The sequence below is a fragment of the Gordonia sp. 852002-50816_SCH5313054-c genome (genome assembly GCF_001665925.1).
Taxonomy (GTDB): Bacteria; Actinomycetota; Actinomycetes; order Mycobacteriales; family Mycobacteriaceae; genus Gordonia; species Gordonia jacobaea.
This window is the reverse complement of the sequence record NZ_LZTE01000025.1, coordinates 205,181-224,896: the sequence shown is the minus strand read 5'-3', so window position 1 is coordinate 224,896 and position 19,716 is coordinate 205,181. Positions and strand designations below refer to the sequence as shown.

Here is a 19,716-nt window from a genome sequence, read left to right as displayed (position 1 = left end):
CGTCAGTGATGAAAGTTCGGGCCGCTTCCGTCGCGTGGCAGCGGTGCCTCAAGGGTTTCGAGGTAGCTGACCTGGCTCTTGATGTCGGCCACGAGCGCGACCGCGAGATCGTGACTCATCCCGTTCTTGACGACGACGCGCTGCAGGACCAGGTTCGACATGTCGTCGGCCATCGGATACGCGGGCACCAGCCATCCGCGAAGTCGAAGTCTGTCAGCGAGGTCGTACAGGGTCCACGTCGAGGTGTAACCCTCCTTGATGCGCCAGGCGAACACAGGGATGGTGTCGCCCTTGCTCACCAGCTCAAAGGGCTCCATCGCAGCGATCTCGCCCGAAATGTACTGGGCCACATCGAGGGATTCCTGCTGCGTGGCACGATAGCCCTCGAACCCCAGGCGCAAGAAGTTGTAATACTGCAAGAGCACCTGGGCGCCGGGTCGTGAGAACGGCAGCGCAAGGGTCGGCAGGTCACCACCGAGATAGCTGACGTGGAAGATCAGGCTCTCTGGCATAGCGGCCTTGTCCCGCCACACCGCCCAACCAATGCCTGGATATACCAAGCCGTATTTGTGACCTGACGCATTGATCGATGCGACCCTCGACACCCGAAAATCCCACTCGAGGTCTGGTTGGCAGAAGGGTGCGACGAAGCCGCCCGACGCAGCGTCGACGTGGATCTTTATATCGAGCCCGGTCTTCTGCTCGATCTCGTCGAGTTTCGCCGAGATCTGCTTCACCGGTTCGTAGAGCCCATTGAACGTGACGCCCATTATCGCGACCACGCCGATGGTGTTCTCGTCGACGTAGTTCTCGAGGTCGGTGCCGTCGAATACAAAGTGTTCGGGCGTGCAGGGCACAAATCGCGGTTCGACGTCCCAATAGTTGCAGAACTTCTCCCAGCAGACTTGCACGGCGCTCGAGAGCACGAGATTCGGCTTGTCGAATGGCTTGCCCGCGGCTTTGCGCGCATCTTGCCATCGCCGCTTGAGTGCCAAGCCGCCGAGCATCGACGCGTCGGACGAGCCGACGGTAGCTGTACCGATGGTGTGCCCGGGATCAGGCGCATGCCACAGGTCTGCGATGATGCGCCAACAGCGTTCCTCGACGGCGGCGGTCGCTGGATACTCGTCCTTGTCGATCTCGTTCTTGTCGAACGACTCCGCATACAGGCGGTTGGCGTGATCGTCCATCCAAGTGGTGACGAAGGTCGCCAGGTTGAGTCGGGCATTGCCGTCGAGCATCGCTTCGTCGTGGACGATCTGGTAGGCCGTTTCTGGCAGCATCGAATCTCTCGCCAGGGAGAACTTCGGCAATTCGGTTGCCTCGCCGCTGCGGGAGAAGACGGGGAGCGACAGGGAGTCGCTCAGATTGGTCCTGAATACACTCTTGCGGTCGTCCGAAGGCATCGGGCTACTCCTTAGTGTTCCTCCTGAAGGTTCCTCATGACCGTACCGACATCGCGGCGTGGCCGCGGCCATAGCTGCACAAAGAGAACCGAAAAGCTCAGTCGCAAAAGAGATTATTGGAACGACACAAAGTATGGTCGCGGCTCCACATTCATCGTCTGAGAAGGCGTCAACATCGGGGTGTCCTCGGTGTAGAAATTCTTCCACCCCATCACCACGTTCGGCGGTAGGTCGACCAGAATTCGACGCCAGGTGTCCATCTTGACCGAGGGAATCCCGTGTCCGTCGGCGTGGATAACGGTTTGCAGCTCCGGTCGCGTCGTCACGATCTGTTGGCGGTTCGCGAGCATGTCGGTGTCGAACTCGTGCAGCACGAACAGTTTCTGCGGCAACCGATGCTCACGTGTCAGGCCCGCGAGCCAGTCCGACGTCGCGTTCACTTCTGCGGCCCCGACCGAACCGATCTGCGTGAGGTGCACCTGGTCGGGTTTGAGCCGCCACTCGGGGTCGAGCGCGAGTCCGACATGCGGCATCGCGAGTAGGTCTGCGTAACGCTTGGCCTGCGTCAGGAAGTTCATCCGCCCGGGCTGCAGATCCAATGTGACATAGACGCCCGCCCTCCCGGCGGCCTCGACCCACGGCCGAATCTGCGCGGGATCGATCATCGAGGTGTAGGCGCCGCCGTCACCCGGCGACGCAGATGCGACGGTCACGATGATCTCGAAGGCAGGCACCACCAATTCGCGGCTCACCCGTTGGTATTGCGCCGCGATGCCCTTGACCCGTGCGATCGTCGCATCGAGGCCTTGGCGGCCGAGTGGCCCGAGCGACGGCGAGCCGGGAGATCCGTACAGCGCCACCATGCGCCTACCGGATGCCACGAGCTGCCCACCGCCCGGGATCTCCGGCAGGGTGACCGCCTGCTCGACGTTCCTGGCAAACGTCGGGGTGTCGCCGAACGCCCGTCCCACAGCGATCACGGGAACTGTGCCGCGCGCCTCGCGCAGCGCCCGCACCGATTCGCCGCTCGCGCGCGGGTCCGGTACCGCGACGTCGACGAGTCGTGTTCCGCCTGCCGCCGCGGTGGCTGCGAGGTCGGGGTCGAGCGGCCCCGCCGCGAAGACGACGGGCCTCGGACCGTCGGGGGCCGGGTTGCCACGGAGTCCGGCGAGGTCGGCCGAGGGCGTCGACACCTGCGTCGTCGAGAACTGCGACGTCGAGTGAAAGCCCGTCTCGCCTGCACCGACGACCCAGACCGACCGCGTGCCGAGGCGGTGGAGTTCTGCTTCGACGTCCGCACTGGTCGCGGGGCGTACCGCGAAGACCGGAACATGCCGGGTCGCTGCGGTCTCGGCGACAGTTTTCCAGTCGTCGCGCGTCGCGGAGTCGGTGACGACCACGGCGTCACTCGAACTGCGAAATAGCTTGCTGCTCAGAGAAACTGCGGGACTGCTCGGCGCATCGACGACCTGCGGCCCGATCGCCGGGGTCGCGAAAACCGCGACGTCGGACATACGGGGGACCGTCGACGCGGCGGTGAGGAGTGCGATCACGATGAGTGCCGCCACGAGGGCGACTGCTCGTCCGCGTGAGACCACCGACGCGTCACTCCCCTCCCGATTGCCTACGACTCGAGTGCTCTAGCGCTCCGGTGCTCTAGGACCCCGGTGCTCTAGGACCCCGATGCAGAGTACTCGCGCCGACGTGCTCAACCAACGTAACAACCAGGTTCCCGCCCGGACCGCATACGGCTCGTCACGCGCAGTCGCGGCGGTGCAGCCGCAGCACCGATAGCTCGTCGGCGATGCGTTGCGCGTCGGCGTCAGCCGACGGTGTCACCGAACCGCGCGCCCAGTCGCCGTGTCCGCCGGAGTGATCGAAGCCGAACGGTATCGCGGGCAGATCGCGGTCCCAGTGCACGCGGATGACCGCGTAGACGACCGGGACCACGAAGACCAGAACGAGAAGGACCAGGAGGAGAACGTCTGAGAATGTCATGTCAGAAATCATCCGCCCGCACAAATTCCGCCACCAGTGGCACTAAAGCCAACGTTCGACAATTTTCTGCCATACTGGTTGCGTGCTCAGCAAGGTGGCAGCGATCCTGCACGGTAACGTCGCACTCTTTGAATTCGGCGTGCTCAACGAGGTGTTCGGCCTCGATCGCACGGATCTCGGTGGCCCGCCATTCGACTTCCGCGTCTGCGCACCCGACCCTTCCGAGCCGCTCAGTATCGGCAACGGCGCGAGCATCGTCGCAACGCATGGACTCGACGCCGCGCGCGACGTCGACCTCGTCGCCATCCCAGGCGGCAGCACGAGTGGTGACTATCCCGAGGAGATCCTCGACACCTTGCGCGCGGTCGTCGACAACGGCGGACGAGTGCTGACGGTGTGCTCGGGCGCGTTCGTCGCGGGTGCCGCCGGACTACTCGACGGCCGACGCTGTACTACCCACTGGGCCTACGGCGAGAAACTCGCGCACATGTTTCCGGCGGCCCGCGTCGACACCGACGTCCTGTTCGTCGACGACGGCCCGGTCACCACAAGCGCGGGCACCGCAGCGGGCATCGACGCCGCGCTGCATCTCGTCCGCGAAGAAATCGGGCACGAGGCAGCCAATCTGATCGCGCGTCGCATGGTCGTTCCGCCGCATCGCGACGGCGGTCAGCGACAATTCGTCGACACCCCGATCCCCGAATGCGGCTCGAAGGGCTTTGCCGAGATGCTCGACTGGCTTGTCGAGAACCTCGACCGCGAGGTCCGGGTCGACGAGATGGCCGCCCGCATGCACATGTCGCCACGGACCTTCGCCAGGCGCTTCGGCGACGAAGTGGGCGTTTCCCCGCACAAATGGCTCACCGAACAGCGCGTCGCACACGCGCGTCGGCTACTCGAGACCACGTCGCTGCCGATGGAACAGATAGCCACGCAGGCCGGATTCGGATCGGCGACGCTCCTGCGCCACCACTTCGCGTCAGCGGTCGGCGTCTCGCCTGCCACCTATCGCCGACGCTTCGCCGCCCAGCAGGCAGGCTAGCCGTCGTTCTTCGACGCCTCGGGATTTTTCGACGCCGCGGTCTCCGACACTGCCTCTGGTGCGCTGACGCTCGACGCAGCCTCGGGGCCCTTGTCGTCACCGGTCGGCGCGTCGTCGTATGACTCGCTGAAGGAGACGCGCGGGGTGGTGGCGACGTGGATCAGAGCGAGTACGCCGTAGACGATCGCGGCGATTCCGAAGAGCACCGCGAGCACCACCGCGCCGATGTGTACCGCGCCGAGCACCACTCCGTCTCCGCGCGACGCGACGGCTCCGACCGCGGAGAGCACCGCCGCGAGAAGCGCCCAGGCCGCGCCGCGCAGACGCGGCGTCACGATCGACGAGTAGAACAGGCGCTGATAGAGCGTGACCTCGTACTCCTCAACGGCAGCGAGGCGGACCGGATCGCCGTCGGCGAGCTCGCGCAATTCACGCGCCAAACCCGCGGCGCGAGCCAATCGATCGGCTTCACGCTCGCGGGTTCGGACGTATGCGATGGTCGCGACCGTGGCTGCAACGAGCCCAAGGCCGACCATGACCCCCAGATCATTCACGGACTAGACGCTACAGCGCGGGCGTCTCACGCAATCTGCGCTTGCCACATCCAGTGGAGTTGCTCCAGCTTCGCGGCGAATGAGATCAGCAGATCCTGGGTGACCGGGTCGGCCTCTTCCGTCTCGTCGATCCGCGTACGCAGACCGGCGATCACGGCTTTGAGGTTCTCGACGATCGACGTGATGACCTCGGTGTCGGACGTCCAGCCGTCACCGAATCCGGTGGTGCCGGCCGTCTTGGCGACAGTCTCGGCCCGACCGTCGGGCGAGACGCCGATCGCGGTCGCGCGTTCGGCGGCCTGATCGGTGAACTCGCGGCTCACCGTGACCAGCTCGTCGAGTTCGAGGTGGACCGAACGGAAGTTCCGCCCGACGACATTCCAGTGCGCCTGCTTGGCGACCAGGGACAGATCGATCAGATCGACCAGGGTCTGCTGCAGCGCGTTGCCGGTGATGGTCTTCTGCTCATCGGTCAGGGTGCTCGTGATCGGAGTGTTCGTCATCGTGTGACTCCTTACTCTCTCGCTGCCGCCGGTAGGCGGACTTGAATGCTGCCGCCGGTAGGCGGGCTTGCGGTTGTGCCCGACGCCGGGCTGTGGCGCCGGGCTCGCAACGGGCGCGTCAGTTGCTCAGACGCGAACCGTCAGATTGTGGGCGATGTTGCCCTTGGTCGCCTTCGAGTAGGGGCAGAAGGCGTGTGCGCCCTCGGCGAGTTCCTTCGCCTTGGCCTCGTCGACGCCGGGGATGTAGGTCTCGATGTCGGCGACGAGTCCGAACCCACCGTCGGCCGGGTCCTTGCCGATGCCGATGGTGACGGTGACCGTCGACTCGTCGGGAACAGGCGATCCGGCGTTCTTGGAGGTTGCACGCAGAGCGCCGAGGAAGCAGGCCGCGTAGCCCGCCGAGAAGAGCTCCTCGGGGTTGCTGCCTTCTCCGCTGCCGCCGAGTTCCTTCGGTGGGCGCAGGTCCAGATCGATCTGTCCGCTTGCGGAAACGACCTCGCCGTCGCGGCCGCCGCCGGTCGCCGTGGACGAAATGGTGTAAGCGGGTTCGATAGCCATGTGTACTCCTCTGAGACTCAGATACTGCGTGACTGGGTACTGCTTATGATGTGCTACTTCTTTGTCTTACAACAGCTCTCGCGACCGTGGTGTTCCGAGATCGCGGATGTTCAGCAAGATTTCAGTTCTGCAGGCCTGCGCGGACGCCCGATTCGACCTTCTTGCCCAGATCCTCGTCGACGTTGCGCCAGTACTCGAAGACTCGCGAGAGCACCGGCTCACTGACACCACCGAGTACGTGTCCGACGATGTTGTCGACGAGGCGTTCGCGTGCTGCATCGTCGAGTACGTCACGCACCATCGTGCCCGCCTGTGCCCAATCGCTGTCCTCGGCGTGCTCGATGTAGCCTGCACGCACCGCGGCGCCGTCGAACGACCAGAGTCCTTCGTCGCCCGCAGCACTCGGATCGGCGTGTGGTCCGCCAAATGAGTTGGGCGCGTATACCGGAACGTCGGGAGCGGAGAAGTTGTATGCCATCGCACCCTCCTTGGAGTAGGTGTTGACCTCTGCGCGTTTCGCCGAATTGACCGGCAACTGAGCGTAATTCGTCCCGATGCGGTAGCGATGCGCGTCCGCATAGGCAAAGACTCTGCCCAGCAACATCTTGTCGGGTGAGAAGCCCACTCCGGGAACCACATTCGACGGCTCGAACGATGCCAGTTCGATCTCGGAGAAGAAGTTCTGCGGGTTGCGGTTCAGCGTCCAGGTGCCCACCTCGATGAGCGGGTAGTCCTGCTGCGACCAGACCTTGGTGAGGTCAAACGGATTGAAGCGATACCCCTCCGCCTCGTCGACCGGCATGATCTGGACCTTGAGTGTCCAGCTCGGGAACTCGCCGTTCTCGATCGCCTCGTACAGATCCTGGCGGTGATAGTCGGGATCACTGCCTGCCAGCGTGTCGGCCTCCGCTTGCGTGAGGAACTCGATGCCCTGATCGGTCTTGAAGTGGTACTTCACCCAGAAGCGCTCGCCGTCGGCATTGACCCACTGATACGTGTGCGAGCCGAATCCGTCCATATGCCGCCACGACTTCGGGATGCCCCGATCGCCCATCAACCAGGTGACCTGATGCGCGGTTTCGGGCCGCAACGTCCAGAAGTCCCACTGCATGTTGTGATCGCGAAGCCCCGAACCGGGAAGTCGCTTCTGCGAACGGATGAAGTCGGGGAACTTGATCGGATCCTTGATGAAGAAGATCGGCGTGTTGTTGCCAACCAGATCGTAGTTGCCGTCCTCGGTGTAGAACTTGATCGCGAATCCGCGGGGATCGCGCCAGGTATCGGGACTGCCCTGCTCGCCCGCGACCGTCGAAAAGCGTACGAGCGATTCGGTTTTCGCGCCCGGCTGGAATAGCTTGGCCTTGGTGTAGCGCGACACGTCACCCGTGATCACGAGTTCGCCGAACGCCCCGCCGCCCTTGGCGTGCACGATCCGCTCGGGTACGCGCTCACGGTTGAACTGCGCAAGCTTTTCAATGAGGTAGTGGTCGTGGAGCAGGATCGGACCCTGCGTTCCGGCCGTCAACGACTCGTCGTCGCTGGCGACCGGAATCCCGGTGTTCGTGGTGGTACGTGGTGTCATCTGCGAATCTCCTTCGTTGTCGGGGCTGTTCGCTTCTGAGGTCGGTTGACGAGCGATGGCGGCGTCGCCTCGCTAGCTCCTTCCGCTGCGGCGGGCCGGCCGCAGCGGTCGAGAACACGCTGGTGTGAAAAATGTTGGCATTACGCGGGTTTCACGTTCGACGCCGCCGCTCGACAACTCGGGCACTGACCCCAGAACGTCACCTCGGCTTCGTCGATCGTGTAGCCGTGGTCATCGTCGGGAATCAGACAGGGGGCCTGCCCGACGACGCAGTCGATGTCGACGATCTCGCCACACGTGCGGCAGACGAGATGGTGGTGATTGTCTGCTGTGCGCGTCTCGTAGCGCACGGCAGATCCTGCAGGTTCGATGCTTCGAAGCAGTCCGTTATCGGTGCACGAGCGCAAGACGTCGTAGATGGTCTGCGTCGACACCGCGCCGAGTTGCTCGCGCACACCACGCGCGACGACGTCCGCCGTCGAATGTGGGTGCTCCGCCAGGACCTCGAGCACCGCGAGGCGCGGAGCGGTGACCCGCATGCCTGCCTCACGGAGTTGCTGCACGAGCGCCTGTCGATCCTGCATGACTCCACCATAGCCACGTTTCTGGAATTAGTCCATTGTTTGGAGAAGTTCCAGAATCAGATCGGATGCCGGAGCACCCGTGGCCCCGCACATGGATTCGGGATCGGCCAAACCGGTCCGCGCCCGGGCTCCCGACTGTCATGCTCGCAGGGTTGTCCGAAGCATCGGGGGATTCATGCGCACGCTCGTCGTCAGCACACTCGCACTGCTGCTTGCGGCGGTCGGGATCGCCGTGGCGCCGCAGGCGCATGCGTCCGACGCCTTCACGGTCACCACTCTGCACTTCGACGCCGCTCACGACTCGGGCCCGCGCTGCGACGTCGTCGGCGATCTCTATGTTCCGCAGGGTGTTTCGCCAAGTAACCGCGCACCGGCTGTGCTGACGACCAACGGCTTCGGTGGCAGCAAAGACAGTCAGGCACCGCTGGCACGGATGTACGCCTCGCGCGGTTACGTCGTGCTCGCCTATTCCGGCCTGGGCTTCGGTGGATCGAGTTGTCGCATCACTTTCGACAGTCCGATTCCCGACGGCGCAGCGGCGTCGCGCCTCGTGAGCTACCTGGGTGGCGCGACCGGCATCGCCTTCCGCGACGCCGCACACACGAAGCCGGCACCTCGGCTCGACGTCGTCGTGCATGACGGCGTCGACCATAGGGGCACCCGGAGATCCGACGATCCGCGGGTCGGCATGATCGGCGGCTCCTACGGCGGCCACATCCAGTTCGCGGCAGCATCGGTCGATCCCCGAATCGACGCGATTGTCCCGATGGTGACCTGGAATGATCTCTCATACTCGTTGTCCCCCAACAACACCGGACAGTCCGTCGGTGTCAGCACCCCGACGCAGGGTGCGGTCAAGATCAACTGGAGCGCGTCTCTGGCTGCTGCGGGACTGATATCCGGTGTGCAGCACGCATCGGTTGAACCGCAGCGCCTGACGGGCTGCCCCGATTTCCCTGCCGCGGTGTGCTCCGCACTCGTCGGGTCGGCGACGAGCGGAACAGTCGACCGGTCGATCCTCGACGGGTTTCGGCGTGGGTCGGTCGCGTCGTTCCTCGACCGCGTCACCGTTCCGACTCTGCTGGTGCAGGGCCAGAAGGACACCCTGTTCAACATCCAGGAGGCGTTGGCAACCTACCGCGGCCTTTCCGCCAAAGGTGTTCCGACGGCGATGATCTGGTTCTCCGGCGGACACTCGGGCACGCCCGCCGCCGGCGACTACTCCTCCACGACACCGAACCCCGACACCCAATACGTCACCCAGCGCGCGGTGGGATGGCTCGACCACTAAATGAAGGGCAGCGGCCCGGGAACCGGCCCGAGGTTCGCCTACTACCGCGACTGGATCGACTACCGCGGCATCGCGACACCCGCCTATGCGACGGCAGGCAGCGTCGACGTCGGCAGCCGGGCGCAGTATGCCCTCTCCGGCGCCACCGGATTGGCGCCGTCGGCCACGCCACCCCGACCGGGCACCGCGCGCTTGACCACACCGCCGGCAGGGTTGCCCACAACGCACGACGCGCCCGACGCACTCGGGCTCATCAGCCTTCCCGAACGCGACGTCGCGGGCACGTACGCCCAGTGGGATACCGCGCCCCTGCGGTTGGCGCTCGACGTCGTCGGAACGCCGACGCTGCGCCTGCGTGTGTCCGCGCCCCTCGACGTCGGCGCGCCACTGGCCGACCAACTTGTCCTTTTCGCCCGAATCGTCGACGTCGGCGCCGACGGATCGTCGACGACCGTGGGTAATCTTGTTGCGCCCGTGCGGATATCGGACCCCCGCGTACCGATGACCATCACCATCCCCGCATTCGTCCACCGTTTCGATCCGGGACACCGACTACGCCTTGTCGTCTCCGGCGGATCGACCAACTACCGCGGCGGGATGCGCCCGATTCCGGTGTCGATCGACGCCGGAGCCGACCAGATCCTCCGACTACCGATCGTCTGACGCGGCACGACATCGCGAGACCCGCCTCGTTCTCGAGTGGCGCCCTCTGCGTGGCTGTCGTATCGTTGCTCCCACGAGATCACGTGTAGCAACGGGGAAGAGTCCCGATGTTCGCGTCCGTGACGGCCCTTCTCTCGGGTCCCGCGTCGAAAAGCGCACGCGATCTCATTCGTGAAGAGAGAACACACCCATGAGCAACACCACCACGCCGGCTACCGCCTCCGCCGACTCGTACGCGATGACAGAACTCAATCGCGAAGCGCAGATGGGCGGTATGGGCACCGAGACCACCGACCGTGAGGTCCGCCGCATCAGCCTTGCCGACTTCGAACAGCGTCGTGCACAGATCGCCGACGAACTCTGGTCCGCCGCAACCGATATCGGCTTCTTCCAGGTCGTCGACCACGGCATCGACATGGCCGAGGTCAACCACGCCTTCGAGATGTCGGCCAAGTTCTTCGAGCTACCCCGCGAGGTCAAGGAGCAGTTCCCCCTCAAGAAGGGCCAGAACGCCGGGTGGGAATTCTCCAGCCAGGTCCGCCCGTCTGTGGGTACGCCTGATCAGAAGGAGTCCTACCAGCTCACCCTCCCCCGCATGGAAGGACTGTGGCCGACCGAAGAGGAACTCGCCGGATTCCAGGCAACGCTGCTCGACTTCGAGCACAAGTGCTGGAAGCTCGCGATGGACATCCTCGGCTGCTTCGCGGAGAAGCTCGGATTCGACCGTGAGTTCTTCACTCGCGCACACGATCCCAGCACCGAGACCTACCAGAGCACACTTCGCCTGCTGCACTACTACGCCTTCCCCGACGCCATGCTCGACGAGCCGAACGTCTGGCGCGCAGGCGCTCACACCGACTTCGACGCCTTGACGCTGCTGTTCCAGCGCGCGGGCCAGGGCGGCCTGCAGGTGCTCCCGGGGGCCGAGGCATCCACGCAGGCGTGGACTCCTGTCGAGCCGTCCGACGAGGCGATCACCTGCAATATCGGCGACATGTTGATGCGCTGGTCCGACGACAAGCTCCCGTCGAACTTCCATCGCGTGCGCGCACCGCGTCGTGGCGAGTACACCGGCCCGCGCTACACCATCGCCTACTTCGCGCAGGCGAACACCGACGCCCTGATCGAGAGTGCCGCAGGCAAGTACCCGGCGATCACCGGCGGCGACTACATCGCACAGCGCATCGCGGCGAACTTCGCCAAATGAGCGACGACGTGACCTCGGGAGAACAGTCGAGCTCGGTGTTATCCAGCTCGGTGTTCTCCGACGTCGCCATGTACACGGGCGGCATCTGGCTCGAGCATCAGGATGTTCGCGTGGTCGGCGGGGTCGTCGAATCGATCTCGCCCCACGCGTCGTCGACAACTGCTGCCGCTGAATCGATTTCGACCGGCGGCTACCTGATTCCGGGTTTCGTCAACACGCACACCCACCTGCAGCAGTCGCTGATGCGCGGTATCGCCGAGTGCACGCCGCTACTGGAGTGGCTGCTCGCTGTCGGCGAGGAGTCGGTCGCCATCACACCCGAGCGCGCGTACACGGCGGCAGTTGCGGCAAGTCTGGAGATGCTTCGGTCGGGCACCACGACCGTCGTCGAGCACATGTGGCCCCACCCGTCCACCGAGGTCCACGGTGCGGTGATCCAGGCGTTGCGCGACACCGGGATTCGTGCGGTCCTCGGACGCGGTGTCGCCGATCGGCCAGACGCCACCCGCAAGTGGGGATTCGAGCCACGACTGATGCAGCCGCTCGACGAGGTGCTCGACCATGTCGAGCACCTGCGCGAGCAGACTGCAGAGTCGACGATCAGTGTGGCACTTGCCATTCCGAACCCGCGATCGGTCACCGAGTCGGGAATGGTCACACTGCGCGAGTTCGCTCAAGAACGTGACATGTCGGTGATGATCCACCTGCTCGAAACACCGACCGACGATGTGATGTGTCTCGAGCATGCGGGACTCGGCGCGGTCGAGTACCTCGACTCCAACGATTTCTTGTGGAACAGGCTACTCGCGGTGCACTGCGTCGAACTCGACGACGTCGGACAGTCGATCCTCGCCGAACGCGGAGTTGCGGTGTCGCACAACCCGTTGTCGAATATGCGGCTCGGTAGCGGTATCGCGCCGATCCCCGCGATGCTCGACCGCGGCGTCGGCGTCGGACTCGGTGTCGACGGCGCGGCGAGCAATGACACACAGGACATGCTCGAGACGTTCCGCATCGGAGCGTATCTACAACGCGCGGCACACAAGCGCGCCGACCTCATGGGATTCGAGACGATGCTCGACATCGCTTGTGGCGGAGCGAATGTGGCGCTCGGTCTGCCCGAGGTCATCGGCGGCGTGAGCGTCGGCGCGCCCGCCGACCTCACGCTTGTCCGGTTCGACCGCGACTACGCGACGTTGCCAGTCCGCGACCCCGGCGCATCGCTGCTGACCACCGGGTCACGCTCGATCGTCGACGTCGTGATGGTCGACGGCGACGTGGTGATCGCAGACGGTCGGAGCACTCGTATCGACGAGGCGGAGTTCACCAAAGAGGTTGCGTCCCTGTCCTAGGACATAAAGGTTCTACGTTGCGTGGGACCTGGGGGTGCAATTGTGCACCTCTGGGTCCCACACAACTCGCCGAAGGTCAGCTGAAACGGGCAAGCACGCTGTGGACCGCCTGCGTGACGGTGAGCCTGTCGAACGACTGCACGAAGTCGAAGGTGCGCTCGAGGTCGGGGCCATCGTCGTGCTGATCGCGTGCCGAGAGCAGCGCGGCGAAGTGAGGTCCGAGTATCGCGACTGTCCACTCGTTGACGAGATCGTCGGCGGCGTCGAGCGGCGCGTGTCTGACGTTGCCCTCGACCATGTGCGACAGTCCGACACCGTAGACACCGGCGAAGCCCGTGACGTCTGCGAGTTCGCGCCACCGCTGTGACGTGGTGTCCGTGAAGTGTTGCGCGTGCTGGAAGGTGCCGACGACGATCATCGCCTGGCCGGCAGATGCCGCCTGGGCTTCGAGCGCTTTGCTCATCTCGACAAGAAGTCGCTTGGTTCCGCGGCGCGGCTCCTGCATGACCGACGCGAGTGCATACGGGGTGTCGGCCGACGGCGCTGGGCTCGACCACACCGGCGCCTCCGGAAAGGGCACCACCTCGTCGGCCGGAAGCTCCGACGGGTTGGCGACGGCCGGGTAGAGCCGTCCGGTGCCGAATGTCGCTCCGATGGTCATCGCTGCCGATCGCGACTGCTCGTCGTGGACACCTTCTGCGACGACAACAGCGTTGCTGCGTTCGACGTGCGCGGCGAGCGCATGCGCGACCTCGGCCATGTCGGGTTCCGTGGCAACCGAGAGCAACTCGGGTCCGGTGATGATCACGTCGGGCTCGATGAGTGGGAGCATCGAGATCGCGTGCGGGTCGACACCTATGCCGTCGACGCAGATCACGCGGCCACGGCTACGTGCTGCCTTCACCGCGCCGAGCGCCTCGTGCGGACGGCTGAGCAACTGCGCCGGCGATACCGAGAAAACCAGACGCTGCAGGGCTGCCGGTGTCGGCAACGCATCGAGTTCGTGCTGCGGGATGGAGTCCATGTCGACTGCGACGAGCACCGGGAGGATCTCGGCGATTTCCACCGCCTGCGGCGAGTCGGCGAACACCATCTTCTGCTTATCGAGCGGCGCCTTCTGTTCCATCAGGCGTGCGGCTCGACGCAGTGCCTCTGCGGTACCCATCGCGCTTCCGGCCAGACCTCGAACCTGCAATTCGACAGCAGCGAGCGCACCGTCCGACAGACGGCGAACCGGCGCGAACTGCATGACCACCTCCATCGACAAATCGTCGGCGGCCAACACCGACGAGTGGTAGGTGGATCGTCGAGATAGGCGCGTCATCTTCTTAGCTAACCATCCATTTACGTAATATGCGAAAGTCACCGTCGCCGCCGTCCCCGACACGGCCGCCGTTACCTTCTCGTGACCATGGGTTGCCGTGCGGTGTCAGTACTGCCGCGGCCCTGGTCAACGCGTCACGGCGGTCCGTAACGTCGACGTCAGTTCATCGCGGCGCCTCGTTCGTGACGACATTCGAGTGAGGAGAGACTCATGTCGCAGATCACGACGACCGCTGATTCAGACCATGTCCCGGCCGCTGCCACAGCGACTGGAATCGACGAACCGATCCCGCTGATCGCGTCCGCCAGGTCGGGGATCGTCATACTCACGCTTCTCGCGGCGAGCACGACCATCACGTTCGGTTCGCTGTTCTTCGCGTAACCCGCCTCTTCGCACACCCGACTCCGCAAAACTTCGACTCCGCATCACTCGACTCGAGAGTGGAAGCACGTCACAGTGCTGCGCCCGTGTGCCGCCTGCGCCGACCCCCGCGTCCGCAGGCGGTGCACACCACTCGGGGTCGGCGCATGGAGCCGCGCAGTATCAGCGACCCTTCACCATCCGTGTCGGGCGCATCCGCGTCGACTGCGGGAGCCACCGGTTCACCGACTTCTGCATCGTGCACAGCGCTGAGATCACGAGAAGCGCGAACTGAATCCACCCGATGACCGGCAGAGCCGACCACACGTCCGGGTAGCGGAACAGCAGATCTATCCCGATCGGGATACAGAGCAGGTTGACGACGACCGCGGCGAGGTAGAAGTTGCGGCAGTTGCGACTGTGATGCGTGGCCGCGGCGACCAGCAGCGCGTACTCGATAGCGAGGAAGACGACGATCATGATCAGCATGAACGGCGGAAAGAAGTTCGCCATCGGGTCGATGCGGTCGGCCGGTGCCGCGTTCCGCGGATCGGTTGCGAGTCCCTCGCGCAGACGGTCCCTCAGCAGTCCTCTGATCGTCCCGACATTGACGAAGCCGTAGACGAACGCGACCAGTCCAGCGGCTGCTGCTCCCCAGAACGCGACGCGCGCGTGGACGGTCAGCGCGCGCGGCGCCGGACCCGGATCGGTCGGTCGCGACGGATAGAGCACCGCCTCGTCCTTGTCCTTCGACCGACGCTCGATCGCCGCCAGGTCCTCGGCGTCGAGTTCGGCCTGCGTCGGGATGCGATCGGACTCATCAGGGTCGGTCATGGTGACGATTGTCGCACCGTCACCGGCGCCCGATCTTGAGCATCCGGGACTCGACGACCGGCGGCCGACTTCTCGACGCCTCCCGATCTTCAGCATCCGGCTCACCGTCGCCTGCCAGAGCGAGCCGTCGGGCGCGATGGTGCCGGTCAGTTCGAGCGGCTCGTCGACCGGTCCGTCGCCGACGTGCAACGTGCGTACGCGGGCGCCCGTCGCGAAATCGGTGGCGATGTAGTCGATAGGCCCGACCTGCTGGATCGATCCTGGCCGATAGGGCCCGTACCCGAGGCCGTGGATGAGCCCGTCGGCGCGCGAGAGTCGGGGCAGCGACGCGAGGCGGTCGCCGTTCTCCCACACCCGGTGGCACTCCCCCGCGGACACGTCGATGCGTGTCGATCCGCCGACGAAGGGCGCGTTGGCAGGCACGCTCGGACCGCTGACGGCCATGGGCGGGTACTGGTAGCCGTAGGTGCTGGGGATGATGAGCGAGTTGCCCCAGGCCATCGGCGAGTTCTCGGTGCCCTGTCCTGAGCTGCCGAACGCGGGCATGCGGCACACCGTCGAGCCGGTGTTGCTGTCGTAGACGATCAACTGGGGTCGGGAGGCGTTGTCGACGATGGCAACCCATCCGTCGCCACCGGGGCCGAAGTAGGTGGGTGTTGTGCCCGATCCCCAGGTCAATTGGCCGGGGCGACGTGCGGTTCCTCGGTCATACGCGCGGCGCCACACCACCTCTGGTGTTCCGTCGACGCCCGCTCGCACCTCGTAGAGAGCGTGCGTCGAGATGACCGACACTCCCGATGCTCGCACCGAGAGCCCGTTTCCGAGGTCCTCGCCAGCAGGCAGATGCATCGACCGCACACGTTGAGCTGCGCCGACCGTGCCGACGACGCCGTGGGTGGTCACAAACCAGACGCGTCCCGCGAAGTCCGGCGCGAGCGCGGTGATGGCGTCGCCCGCGGGGATATGCGCCTTCAGGTCGACGCGATCGTCGACGTAGAGCTGCCACCCCTGCGTCGAATGCCGATGTGCCACACGCAGAATCGCGCCGGACCCGTCGGCGACGACCACGCGATCGCGATCGTCGAGATACCCGTACACACCTCCGAGCAGCCCACCCTTGGTCAACTGCTTGCGTGCGATCGGCACCGCGGTCGTCGGATCGAAGAGCGTCACCGTCGCCACCGCGACCTGCAGCGGCGCTGTGCCGACGAACTGGGTACACAGCGACACCGGCATCCCATCGCGTCCCACGAACGTCGCGGCGCAGGCACCGCCGGGAATCGACGACGCCGCGAGACGCGCGGACTTTCCCGGTCCGGCGAACGGCGTCGAGTCCGACGACCACAGGTCACCGTGCATCAGCGACGTTCCGACCGGACCGAGTCCGGTCGCCGGGCCCGGTGCGGGAGCCGTCGAACCGTGTGTCGGTGGCGCCGCGACCGCAGGTCCTCCGACGATCGCACCCACGAGTATCGCGACGACGATGGTCGACGCGGCGAGTATGCGGATGCGGATGCGGGCAGCACACATACGCGGACCTGGCGATGTCACCGCGTCACTCTGACAGATAGGCGACGATAGCGCCCGACATTCCCGCACGGGCGTCATCAAGGTTGCCGTAGGTACCCAACGTGTGCTCCGAGATGAGTCCGCGCATCGCACCCGGGATCAGCGCGGCCATCTGCCGGACCTTCCCTGGATCGAGGTCGAGGTCGGCAAATGCACGCTCGAACGCCGCGTCCCAGTTCGGCTTCCACGAAGCCAATTCGGCTGCGGTGAGGGGAAATTCGCGTTCCAATTCGACGTGTTCGCGCGGAAGCGCCGCGCGGAGCGTCTCAATGGCCCGCGCCTCCGGCGTCGTGAGTCCGTAGAACATCGCGTCGATCAGAGCGGACACCCTCTCTCGCAGCGTCCCGTCGGGTTTGACGCTGGCCGGGAGATCGCCGCGCTGGTCCGCGGTGTGACGCAGAACCGCTGCCCACAGACCGTCGATATCGCCGAACTGGTACTTGACCACACCCCACGTCGCACCGATCTCCCGCGCGATCCGATTACCCGAGACCGCCGTCGGATCACCCGTCGCCAACGCGGCGATTGCCGCACGGATCATGCTGTCCCGCGTGGCCTGACCACGCTTGTTCGCGCGCCGGGGGGTGGTCGTCGCCTCACTCATAACGATCGAGTCTAGCCACATATCGAGATTTTCACAGAACCCTCTTGCACTATTTCACAGAGGGTTCTACGGTTCTTCCTATGGCACAGACCCCGCTGTCGATGGAACCGACTGGCTGGTACCAGGTCGCCTGGTCGCACGAGATCGCCGTCGGCGACGTCCACCGCATGACCTACTTCTCCCGCGACATGGTCGCGTGGCGCTCGGCGTCGGGAAAGATCTCGGTGTTCGACGCCTATTGCGAGCACCTCGGCGCACATCTCGGGTACGGCGGTCGCGTCGAGGGCGAGAACCTCGTCTGCCCATTCCATGGGTGGCAGTGGAACGAGCAGGGTCGCAACGTCTGCATCCCGTACGAGAAGAGACCGAACAGAGGCAGGCGAATTCGCAGCTACCCTGCAGTCGAGCGCAACCATGCCGTGTGGATCTGGTTCGACACCGCCTCTCGCCCACCGTATTTCGAGGTGCCGGACGTGTTCACCGCATTCGGCGACGACGCATCGGACGCCGACAACTACTACGCACCCATCCCCGGCGGGACACTGTTCCACGAGCGGCTCGAGCTCCATCCGCAGTACATCATGGAGAACGGCGTCGACTTCGCCCATTTCAAGTTCGTCCACGAGACGCCGTTCATGCCGGAGTTCACCCGGCACGATTTCCATGGACCGGTCTCCTACGTCGATTTCACCATCGCGTTCGAACAGGGAGCCACCCTCGAATCCGCCTCCAGCGGCGTCTATTCCGTGAACGCTGGACTCGGGTGCTCCGTGACCAAGTCGTGGGGGATGGTCGAGAACCGCACGATGCCTGCGGTCACCCCGGTCGACGGATCGACGTGCGACGTACGGTTCACCGTCTGGATCGGCAAGAAGCCGGGCGAAGAAGACGCCACCGAGCTGACCAAGTACGGCAAGGTGATGAGCGACCTGGTCATCGACCAGTTCGACAGGGACGTCCAAATCTGGTCGCACCAGCGCTATTCGGATCCTCCTGCGCTCTCGCAGCGAGAGTTCAAGGGCTTCACCGCATTACGCAACTGGGCGGTGCAGTTCTATCCCGAGGGCGACTCGGCCTACGGGCGAGACCCGACACGTCCCGAAAGCGGTGCAATTGTGCCGCTGCACCCGTCGGCCGCCGCCGCAACAGCCTGAGCGCACCAGCGTCGCGAACATGTCCACACGAAAGGTCCAGCCCATGAACAGTTCCCGCACGATTCGCGTATTCCAGGTTGCCACAGGCAATCTCGGCACCGAGATGATCGGACGAATCACCTCCCACCCAGACCTCGAACTCGTCGGTCTGCACTGCTACACCGCCGACAAAATCGGACGCGACGTTGGCGAGATCGTGGGCATCGACGCGATCGGCATCGCGGCCACGGGTTCCGTCGAGGAGATCATCGCAGCACGGCCGGACGTCGTGACATTCCACGGCGTCTTCCCTGATGAGGACCTCTACGAGAAGGTGCTCGAGGCAGGCATCAACGTCGTGACCACCGCCGACTGGATCACCGGATATCACCGGGACACCAACTGGCAGCATCCTTCCGGGCGCAAGGTCAGCGAGGTCATCGAGGCTGCCTGTCAACGCGGAGGGTCGACGTTCTATGGCACGGGCATGAACCCGGGACTGTGTCAGATCCTCGGCATCGTCCACAGCGCCGACGTCGCCGCGATCGAGAACGTCACCGTCACCGAATCGGTCGACGTCTCATGCCATCACTCCGTCGACACCTGGAAGGCCGTCGGATACGGTCTGCCGGTTGATGATCCGACGATTCCGGAGTCATTGCACAAGTACACCGCAGTCTTTGCCGACTCCGTCTATCTCATGGCCGACGCATTCGGGCTCGAGCTCGACGAGGTGAAGTACTCCTACGAACTCGGCGCGTGCACCAAGGACGTCGATCTCGGCTGGTACTTCCTACCCAAGGGATCATTGGGCGCCAACTACATCAAATACCAGGGCATGGTCGACGGTGTCCCGCGGATCGAGACCCACCTCGAGTGGCAGATGACACCGCACACCGATCCCGCGTGGGATATCAAGGCCTGCTATATCACTCAGATCACTGGCGATCCGAGTATCTACAGCAAGCACATGATCTTCCCCAAGCCGGGAATGGATTTGTCGAAGCCCGAGAACTTCGCCTCCATCGGCATGACCGTGACCGGGCTGCCGGCGCTCAACTCGATCCGCTCGGTCGTCGAGGCGAGGCCCGGCATCATCACCAGTAACGACCTTCCACTGAGGGCATTCGCCGGACGATTCGCCGTGTGACA

The 19,716-nt window shown here is 64.7% G+C and carries 19 protein-coding genes and 1 pseudogene; 8 read left to right on the top strand and 12 right to left on the bottom strand.

The window, feature by feature from the left end:
* Positions 1 to 2: 2 nt before the first annotated feature.
* The 3 genes from A5788_RS03975 to A5788_RS03965 form a co-directional block, all read right to left on the bottom strand.
* Positions 3 to 1,406, bottom strand: coding sequence for a glutamate decarboxylase (locus A5788_RS03975; RefSeq protein ID WP_064867278.1), 1,404 nt, complete (start codon positions 1,404 to 1,406; stop codon positions 3 to 5).
* A gap of 113 nt (positions 1,407 to 1,519) precedes the next feature.
* The gene (locus A5788_RS03970; protein ID WP_064867276.1) at positions 1,520 to 3,004 is read right to left on the bottom strand and encodes a hypothetical protein; all 1,485 of its coding nucleotides are present in this window, start codon (positions 3,002 to 3,004) and stop codon (positions 1,520 to 1,522) included.
* 157 nt (positions 3,005 to 3,161) lie between these two features.
* On the bottom strand, positions 3,162 to 3,404 hold the full coding sequence (locus tag A5788_RS03965; RefSeq protein WP_064867274.1) for a hypothetical protein: 243 nt from the start codon (positions 3,402 to 3,404) through the stop codon (positions 3,162 to 3,164).
* An 82-nt stretch (positions 3,405 to 3,486) separates the two neighbouring features.
* On the opposite strand from A5788_RS03965, the gene A5788_RS03960 reads away from it, so the two are divergent.
* Positions 3,487 to 4,446 (top strand): GlxA family transcriptional regulator, encoded by a 960-nt coding sequence (locus A5788_RS03960; RefSeq protein WP_049700554.1) that lies wholly within the window; start codon positions 3,487 to 3,489, stop codon positions 4,444 to 4,446.
* Here A5788_RS03960 and A5788_RS03955 read toward each other — a convergent pair.
* From A5788_RS03955 to A5788_RS03935, 5 genes are all read right to left on the bottom strand, one after another.
* The gene (locus tag A5788_RS03955; protein ID WP_064867272.1) at positions 4,443 to 4,982 is read right to left on the bottom strand and encodes a hypothetical protein; all 540 of its coding nucleotides are present in this window, start codon (positions 4,980 to 4,982) and stop codon (positions 4,443 to 4,445) included. The two genes, A5788_RS03960 and A5788_RS03955, sit on opposite strands and share 4 nt — an antisense overlap.
* Before the next feature lie 44 nt (positions 4,983 to 5,026).
* Positions 5,027 to 5,503, bottom strand: a complete 477-nt coding sequence (locus A5788_RS03950) for a Dps family protein (protein WP_049700552.1) — start codon at positions 5,501 to 5,503, stop codon at positions 5,027 to 5,029.
* Between the two features lie 126 nt (positions 5,504 to 5,629).
* Positions 5,630 to 6,061, bottom strand: a complete 432-nt coding sequence (locus A5788_RS03945) for an organic hydroperoxide resistance protein (protein WP_049700551.1) — start codon at positions 6,059 to 6,061, stop codon at positions 5,630 to 5,632.
* 121 nt (positions 6,062 to 6,182) lie between these two features.
* Positions 6,183 to 7,643: a catalase gene (locus A5788_RS03940; RefSeq protein ID WP_064867270.1), complete on the bottom strand. Its 1,461-nt coding sequence runs from the start codon at positions 7,641 to 7,643 to the stop codon at positions 6,183 to 6,185.
* Positions 7,644 to 7,783: 140 nt separating this feature from the next.
* Positions 7,784 to 8,227: a Fur family transcriptional regulator gene (locus A5788_RS03935; RefSeq protein WP_064867268.1), complete on the bottom strand. Its 444-nt coding sequence runs from the start codon at positions 8,225 to 8,227 to the stop codon at positions 7,784 to 7,786.
* Positions 8,228 to 8,402: 175 nt separating this feature from the next.
* Between A5788_RS03935 and A5788_RS24225 the strand changes: the two genes are divergently transcribed.
* The 4 genes from A5788_RS24225 to A5788_RS03920 all read left to right on the top strand — a co-directional run bounded on the left by A5788_RS24225 (position 8,403) and on the right by A5788_RS03920 (position 12,740).
* Positions 8,403 to 9,518 (top strand): alpha/beta hydrolase family protein, encoded by a 1,116-nt coding sequence (locus tag A5788_RS24225; RefSeq protein ID WP_231894114.1) that lies wholly within the window; start codon positions 8,403 to 8,405, stop codon positions 9,516 to 9,518.
* The gene (locus tag A5788_RS24220) at positions 9,519 to 10,181 is read left to right on the top strand and encodes a CocE/NonD family hydrolase C-terminal non-catalytic domain-containing protein (RefSeq protein ID WP_231894113.1); all 663 of its coding nucleotides are present in this window, start codon (positions 9,519 to 9,521) and stop codon (positions 10,179 to 10,181) included.
* 190 nt (positions 10,182 to 10,371) lie between these two features.
* Entirely contained in the window at positions 10,372 to 11,388 is a 1,017-nt protein-coding gene (locus A5788_RS03925) for an isopenicillin N synthase family dioxygenase (protein WP_064868905.1), read from the top strand.
* Positions 11,385 to 12,740 (top strand): amidohydrolase family protein, encoded by a 1,356-nt coding sequence (locus A5788_RS03920; protein WP_064867264.1) that lies wholly within the window; start codon positions 11,385 to 11,387, stop codon positions 12,738 to 12,740. The genes A5788_RS03925 and A5788_RS03920 overlap by 4 nt, the downstream gene beginning before the upstream one ends.
* A 76-nt stretch (positions 12,741 to 12,816) precedes the next feature.
* Here the strand turns inward: A5788_RS03920 and A5788_RS03915 are convergent, their stop codons facing one another.
* A complete protein-coding gene (locus A5788_RS03915; RefSeq protein ID WP_082937870.1) occupies positions 12,817 to 13,989 on the bottom strand; it encodes an EAL domain-containing protein in 1,173 nt (390 codons plus the stop codon).
* 285 nt (positions 13,990 to 14,274) lie between these two features.
* Between A5788_RS03915 and A5788_RS24015 the strand changes: the two genes are divergently transcribed.
* Positions 14,275 to 14,445, top strand: a complete 171-nt coding sequence (locus A5788_RS24015) for a hypothetical protein (RefSeq protein ID WP_197494471.1) — start codon at positions 14,275 to 14,277, stop codon at positions 14,443 to 14,445.
* A gap of 162 nt (positions 14,446 to 14,607) precedes the next feature.
* On the opposite strand, the gene A5788_RS23420 is transcribed toward A5788_RS24015, so the two are convergent.
* The 3 genes and pseudogenes from A5788_RS23420 to A5788_RS03905 form a co-directional block, all read right to left on the bottom strand.
* Entirely contained in the window at positions 14,608 to 15,258 is a 651-nt protein-coding gene (locus tag A5788_RS23420) for a hypothetical protein (RefSeq protein ID WP_049700544.1), read from the bottom strand.
* Positions 15,259 to 15,336: 78 nt separating this feature from the next.
* Positions 15,337 to 16,788: pseudogene (locus A5788_RS03910) on the bottom strand (hypothetical protein); the annotation flags it as partial.
* Between the two features lie 25 nt (positions 16,789 to 16,813).
* Positions 16,814 to 17,431, bottom strand: coding sequence for a TetR/AcrR family transcriptional regulator (locus A5788_RS03905; RefSeq protein ID WP_064867262.1), 618 nt, complete (start codon positions 17,429 to 17,431; stop codon positions 16,814 to 16,816).
* 80 nt (positions 17,432 to 17,511) lie between these two features.
* Here A5788_RS03905 and A5788_RS03900 point away from each other — a divergent pair, with 80 nt between their 5' ends.
* Positions 17,512 to 18,585 carry a Rieske 2Fe-2S domain-containing protein gene (locus A5788_RS03900; protein WP_064867260.1) on the top strand — a complete coding sequence of 358 codons (1,074 nt, stop codon included), beginning with the start codon at positions 17,512 to 17,514 and terminating at the stop codon, positions 18,583 to 18,585.
* A gap of 43 nt (positions 18,586 to 18,628) precedes the next feature.
* Positions 18,629 to 19,714: an NAD(P)H-dependent amine dehydrogenase family protein gene (locus tag A5788_RS03895; protein WP_064867258.1), complete on the top strand. Its 1,086-nt coding sequence runs from the start codon at positions 18,629 to 18,631 to the stop codon at positions 19,712 to 19,714.
* The last annotated feature ends 2 nt before the right edge of the window (positions 19,715 to 19,716 follow it).